Raw genomic sequence first — 6,000 nt, 5'->3', positions numbered from 1 at the left:
ATCAGCTTAGTACCAAAGATTTTTCTGATTGAAGCTTATGTTTTGTCAACTCAGTGCTGCTGGGTCGTTTCCTAATGCTTAGTCTAAACTCCAGTTTGATGAATTGATTATTTTACCTCTGCCTTTCATGGATGTGATGATTATAGAGGGTTATCGAAAGAACCCAGATGCTGCCCATAAGACTATTAATTATCTAATTACATCCACCAATCAGCAAAAAGTTGCAGCAGAGGCAATTTCTAGTATTGCTGTAGATATTCTCAATCGTTGTCAGAGGTTGAGCGATATTGTGGAGATTGCCAACCAACTAGTGTGGATTCCCTCACCACCACCAAAGGAACTTGGCGTTGTACTACCCGAATTTTTGGAAATCAGCCAGGATGTACGGGCATCAGAGGAAGCAACTTCACTTTATCGTCAATATGAGTTACTCAATATTCCCATCACTGTATTATGTCAACTGAGGCAAAGTCTAGTTTTGACAAAAAATGCTCGCGTTGCTGTTTCTTTTGGCAACACTGCACAAAACTGGCTAACTATCCTAGAGACGGCGCAGCGCACTTTAGAGGAACAGGCACAGCAATCAAAAGAAATTCGACAAGTTTATATTGCTGGTAACTCGTTAGACCCGGAAACAGCAAAGAATCATTTCAAAGGGCGAATTGATATATTTCGGGAAATTGAAACTTTTGCACTTTCTGAGCAGCCGCCAGTGTTGTTACTCTATGGTGGGCGGAGGACAGGGAAAACCTCAGCGCTGAAATATTTACCTTATAGAATTGGCTCAGATATTGTACCTTTGCTGGTAGATTTACAGGGTGCAGCATCAGCCACAACCTTAAAAGGATTGGCTGAAAATTTAGCTCAACAAATTATCGAAGCTGCACGGCGATTACCTCGCACAGTAAACTTGCCTTATCCAGATGCCAAGAAACTAGCTGAAGATCCATTTCCAGCGCTGCAAACTTGGTTAACAGAAATAGAACGCAGCAACCGTAGTAAGCGATTTCTCCTCTGTCTGGATGAATATGAACGCCTGGATGAAGTAGTGAAAGCAACAAGCAGCCGTGCCCCACTCAACTTTATTCGTAACCTGCTGCAACACCACCAGAACTGGATTTTACTTTTTAGTGGTTCACACGAGTTATCTGAACTTGACGATTACTGGAGTGACTATTTAATTAACACCCGTGCTTTGCGAATGACCTACCTGCAAGAGTCAGAAGCCCGCGATTTGATTTTACATCCAGTAGAAAACTTCACCAATATATATGAACCAACTGCTGTAGATGCAATTATCCAACTGACTCGCTGCCAGCCTTTTCTTATTCAGTTGGTATGTTACGAGTTGGTGGAGTCGCTAAACGGCGATGTTAGAAAAAACCAGGGAAATGCAGATACAGTAAAAGCCACAGCCCAAAATGTCGAAGAGATTATTCCTCAAGTGCTTGCTAGAGGTGTTCAGTATTTTCGGGAATTATGGACGAGAGTTTAGCAGAGAGCGATCGCTCTCTCCTGCGTCGGATAATCTACGGGGAAACTCCCACGCAGCAAGACAAAGGTGTTATCCGCAAACTAACGCGAAAAGAAATCTTGACTCAAGAAGGCAATGCTTTTCAAGTGCCTTTAGTCCAAAAATATATAGAACAGTTGCTAGAAGAAGAGTAATATAACAGTCCTATTCAAAATTTTCATCGTTATGTGGCAACCGACATCGCTACAGGGACGATGGATGTCACTACAGAGACGACGGATGTCGCTACAGGGATGACGGATGTCACTACAGAGACGACGGATGTCACTACAGAGACGACGGATGTCACTACAGAGACGACAGATGTCGCTACAGAGACGACAGATGTCGCTACAGGGATGACGGATGTCACTACAGAGACGACAGATGTCGCTATAGTCGCAGTTTCATGCTATAGCAACTGACTAAATTCAAATTAACTATGAAATATCACAGTAAGTAAAGGCAGGAACGCTAACAGAAAACCATGCCAAGATTGCAATTGAGCTTCTGGTGTTGCTTCCGGTGGTGCTAATAGAGCTTCTACTCTTTGTTCTAAGCGATCTGCACCAGAGGAACCTAATGCAGCACAGCAAATTTCTGATAAGACGGGGCCGCTACTAACTACTAATAAAAGTGATTCTGCTAACACCAGAGGGTCTACCTGCAATGCTGCATAACCATCGGCACGGAGTTCGCGCAAAGCTAACAGTTCTTCCCACAAAGGCTCTGTATTTGGCAACCATGCAGTGCAAGAACGCACCCAACCCAGCCAGAAAAACCAGAACGTATCCCTGTAATGGTGATGCCCTTGCTCATGGGCTAAGACGCTTTCTAAATGAGCAGGTGAGAGAGTTTGCACTAATCCTTGACTAACCACTAATTCTGGTTGCCAAAAACCAATTTGACCGGCGAACAACGCGCCTGTTTGCAGCAGTCTGGCTCGTCTATCGCCAACATTCACTAAAGGACAGTTACGGGCAGATTCTACAGACTGCCAACCCTGGAAGGCAAGTTTAATGCATGAAATGGCAAAAAATGCTAAATAAATTAATGCTAGTAAATAGCTAATTGAGCCTGTATACATCCCGCCCATTTGTCCTTGAGGCCCCATGAACAGCACAGAGATCGCAGTCATGAAAATTAGCAAGGGCGGGAAAAGAAACAAAAATAGCGATCGCTGCCATCGCAGATTCCAATTGCCTTGGGGTTGATTCCGAGCGGATCTTAACCACCAGGCAACTGCCAAAGCATTCAAAATCATTATCAGATGCATCATTGTTCCTCCCTGGCTTGGCGTGCAGATTGAATACGTTTGGCGATCGCTGCTATTTGCTCGCTAGCTGCTTCATCCAGACTATCAGCAAAGGCAGCAACAACATCGGGATTCCCCACTGCTAGAAATCGCTGTAACTGCTCGTGAGCTTTGATGACTTCTGATTGCTGCTTACTCAGCATTGGCCGCCAATAGAATGCTCGCTCTTTCTTATCGCAGGCCAGCCAACCTTTATCAGTGAGGCGACGTAAAACAGTGGTGACAGAAGTATACGCTAATTCGCGGTTGGGATCGGCGAGGATGCGATCGTGTACATCCTTGACTGTGGCTGAACCAAGTTCCCAGATGATATTTAAAATTTCCGCTTCCAACGGGCCTAAAGATAGTTGTTTAGGGCGGTAGTCGGGTAAAGGTGCCATAGCAATTTCAATGGGGAGTAGCGAGTGGGAGAGACGCGATTAATTGTGTCTGTACTGGGGAGTAGGGAATGAGTGAATATTTGTCCCTTTGGGCTGTAGCCTTATAACTGTAACTTTTTCCCAATTTAGAAGGTCTGTTCTTGTTTTAGATTACAAGATAGTGCAGCAAGTCTGAAAGACTAAAGGCATAAAATGCGCTTTTTGAGTATTTATTAAGGATTGAAAAGAGGCAGAGGTGCAAAGAGGAAAAACTTACTGCAACTTCTCCCCTGCTCCCCTGCCCACTTCCTTCTTCCCCAGTCCCCCTCCCATCTATGTATTGAATGAGATACATTTTGTATTTTGATGGTAAAAATTTTCCTGGAGCAATTGTGACTATAGTTAGTTACACCAACTAGGTAGAATGTTATTTACGGCAGTAGTATTAAAACAGGTGTATCCAGCCCGTGAAGTTATTCGTATACCACACTCCTGAATTGACTCCAACGGATAAAGCGCCAGAATGTGCGATCGCAGTCGATGTCTTGCGAGCCACTAGCACAATAGCGACTGTCTTGGCATCTGGAGGCGAAGCTGTACAAGTATTCAGCGATTTAGATCGGTTAATTGAAGTTAGCGAAAAATGGCCCCCTGAAAAACGTCTGCGGGCTGGAGAACGCGGCGGCGCGAAAGTCACTGGCTTTGAGTTGGGAAACTCTCCCCTCGACTGCACGCCAGAATTAGTGCAAGGGCGTCGTTTGTTTATCAGTACCACAAATGGCACTCGTGCTTTACAACGGGTACAAGATTCTCCAAATGTATTAGCAGCAGCCTTGATTAACCGGGCGGCGGTGGTGCAATTCCTCTTAGATAAGCAACCAGAGACAGTGTGGATTGTCGGTTCCGGTTGGGAAGGCAGTTATTCCTTAGAGGATACAGTTTGTGCAGGTGCGATCGCTCATAGTATTTTGCAGCAAACCAAGTTGTCACCTGAAGAACTCGCTGGGAATGATGAAGTAATTAGTGCGATCGCTCTTTACTCTCAGTGGCAAGATAACTTATTGGGATTACTTCACCAAGCTAGTCACGGTCAACGATTGTTACGTCTTGACTGTCTAGATGATTTAAAATATTGTTCCCAAACTGATATTTTAGATGTCTTGCCAATACAACATGAAACGGGAGTATTAAAAAGTCAAAAGAAATAGCGAATGGGGAGTGAAGAAGGGAATAGGTTACAGGTTACAGGGTACAGATTATTCTCTATCACCTGTCATCTCTCCCCTAATTCCCCATGCTCAATTTTCAAATCTGTGAGCATTTGCCGGAGTCTTTGTCGCCAATGGGGGGGATAAGTCCCTAGAATTGCCGCAAGTTTTCCACAAGCAAGGACGGAATAAGCAGGGCGACGGGCTGGTGTGGGATATTCGGCGGTTGTAATGGGGACAATCCGTTCAACTTTCAAAGGTAAGCCTAGTTGTTGGGCTTCTTCAAAAATGGCGACGGCAAAATCATACCAGCTAGCAACGCCGCTATTAGTGTAGTGATAAGTGCCGCTAATTTCTGGGGTTAACAGGGGAATAGTCTGGGCTATAACTGCCGCTATATCTTGTGCCCAAGTCGGGCTACCAATTTGATCGGCGACAACACGGAGTTCTTGGCGTTCTGCACCTAGTCGCAGCATGGTTTTGACAAAGTTACTTTTGCCAAAGGTTCCATAAACCCAAGCTGTGCGGAGAATGAGATGATGGGCGCAATTTTCCCGAATAGCTTCTTCTCCAGCGAGTTTGGTTTTACCATAAACACTCAAAGGATTAGTTGTGTAGGTTTCTTGGTAAGGGCTACAGCCATTGCCATCAAAAACGTAATCAGTCGAAATATGAATTAAAAAAGCTCCTAACTTTTGGCTTTCTTGGGCAAGAATTAGGGGTGCAGAAGCATTAATAGCGATCGCAAGTTCGGGTTCGCTTTCGGCTTTATCTACAGCAGTGTAAGCGGCGGCGTTAATGATAATTTGCGGCTGCTTGGATCTGATAACGTTGCGGAGGGTATCGGGTTGGGCAAGGTCTACTGTTGGGCGTGCTACTGAGATAATATCGCCATAAGATGAGAGTATTTGTTGTAGTTCCTTTCCCACTTGACCGTTGCTACCAATCAGCAAAATTGATTTTGTCATTAATCAAATACTTCAGCAGTTCTGAAAGATTTACCAGCTTGGTCTTTAGCTGATAAAATTGGTGGCGCATTTAAGGGCCAATCTATCGCTAAATCTGGATCGTTCCATAAAATTGTGCGATCGCTTTGGGGCGCGTAGTAATCTGTAGTTTTATAGAGAACTTCAGCTATTTCTGAAAGCACGAGGAAGCCGTGAGCAAAGCCTAATGGTATCCACAGTATGCGTTTGTTCTCAGCACTGAGTTCAGAACCCACCCATTTACCAAAGGTAGGAGAGCTTTTTCTAATATCTACAGCTACGTCAAAAATAGTACCGACAACAGCACGGATGAGTTTTCCTTGGGGTTGTTGGATTTGATAGTGCAATCCACGTAGGACGTTTTGTTTAGAGCAAGAATGGTTATCTTGGACGAAGTTCGTAACAATCCCTATCTCTTGAGCAAATCTTTGCTGGTTGTAAGCTTCAAAAAAGAAACCGCGATCGTCTCCAAATATTTGGGGTTCAATTTGCAGAACTTCAGAAATCTTGGTATGTACAATGCTCATTAATATTATTGATAGTATGTGCCGCAGTGTTCTGAATTGTTAGATGAATTTTGCATTCACATTTTACAGGCACTGTGTTCCAACTTGGACGA

At 44.2% G+C, this 6,000-nt stretch carries 8 protein-coding genes; 4 read left to right on the top strand and 4 right to left on the bottom strand.

The window, feature by feature from the left end:
* Window positions 1-103: 103 nt before the first annotated feature.
* The 3 genes from V7K44_RS15125 to V7K44_RS15115 are packed head-to-tail and all read left to right on the top strand — an operon-like array spanning window position 104 to window position 1,938.
* Entirely contained in the window at window positions 104-1,495 is a 1,392-nt protein-coding gene (locus V7K44_RS15125; protein WP_334932708.1) for an ATP-binding protein, read from the top strand.
* Window positions 1,480-1,668 (top strand): hypothetical protein, encoded by a 189-nt coding sequence (locus V7K44_RS15120; RefSeq protein ID WP_334932706.1) that lies wholly within the window; start codon window positions 1,480-1,482, stop codon window positions 1,666-1,668. The genes V7K44_RS15125 and V7K44_RS15120 overlap by 16 nt, the downstream gene beginning before the upstream one ends.
* A 33-nt stretch (window positions 1,669-1,701) precedes the next feature.
* Entirely contained in the window at window positions 1,702-1,938 is a 237-nt protein-coding gene (locus tag V7K44_RS15115) for a hypothetical protein (protein WP_334932704.1), read from the top strand.
* A gap of 11 nt (window positions 1,939-1,949) precedes the next feature.
* Here the strand turns inward: V7K44_RS15115 and V7K44_RS15110 are convergent, their stop codons facing one another.
* Together V7K44_RS15110 and V7K44_RS15105 are read right to left on the bottom strand one after the other, a co-directional pair.
* Complete coding sequence (locus V7K44_RS15110) at window positions 1,950-2,789, bottom strand: M56 family metallopeptidase (RefSeq protein ID WP_334932719.1); 840 nt, start codon at window positions 2,787-2,789, stop codon at window positions 1,950-1,952.
* Window positions 2,789-3,208, bottom strand: a complete 420-nt coding sequence (locus V7K44_RS15105) for a BlaI/MecI/CopY family transcriptional regulator (protein WP_292721488.1) — start codon at window positions 3,206-3,208, stop codon at window positions 2,789-2,791. Before V7K44_RS15105 ends, V7K44_RS15110 begins: the two co-directional genes overlap by 1 nt.
* A 446-nt stretch (window positions 3,209-3,654) precedes the next feature.
* Between V7K44_RS15105 and V7K44_RS15100 the strand changes: the two genes are divergently transcribed.
* Complete coding sequence (locus tag V7K44_RS15100; RefSeq protein WP_334932702.1) at window positions 3,655-4,395, top strand: 2-phosphosulfolactate phosphatase family protein; 741 nt, start codon at window positions 3,655-3,657, stop codon at window positions 4,393-4,395.
* Between the two features lie 65 nt (window positions 4,396-4,460).
* Here the strand turns inward: V7K44_RS15100 and rfbD are convergent, their stop codons facing one another.
* Together rfbD and rfbC are read right to left on the bottom strand one after the other, a co-directional pair.
* Window positions 4,461-5,363 carry a dTDP-4-dehydrorhamnose reductase gene (gene rfbD, locus V7K44_RS15095; RefSeq protein WP_334932700.1) on the bottom strand — a complete coding sequence of 301 codons (903 nt, stop codon included), beginning with the start codon at window positions 5,361-5,363 and terminating at the stop codon, window positions 4,461-4,463.
* A complete protein-coding gene (gene rfbC / locus V7K44_RS15090) occupies window positions 5,363-5,908 on the bottom strand; it encodes a dTDP-4-dehydrorhamnose 3,5-epimerase (RefSeq protein WP_334932698.1) in 546 nt (181 codons plus the stop codon). Before rfbC ends, rfbD begins: the two co-directional genes overlap by 1 nt.
* Window positions 5,909-6,000 lie beyond the last annotated feature (92 nt).

Source organism: Nostoc sp. (genome assembly GCF_036917235.1).
Lineage (GTDB): Bacteria > Cyanobacteriota > Cyanobacteriia > Cyanobacteriales > Nostocaceae > Nostoc.
Note: the sequence above shows the minus strand (reverse complement) of the source record. Positions and strands in the feature narration are given on the sequence as shown.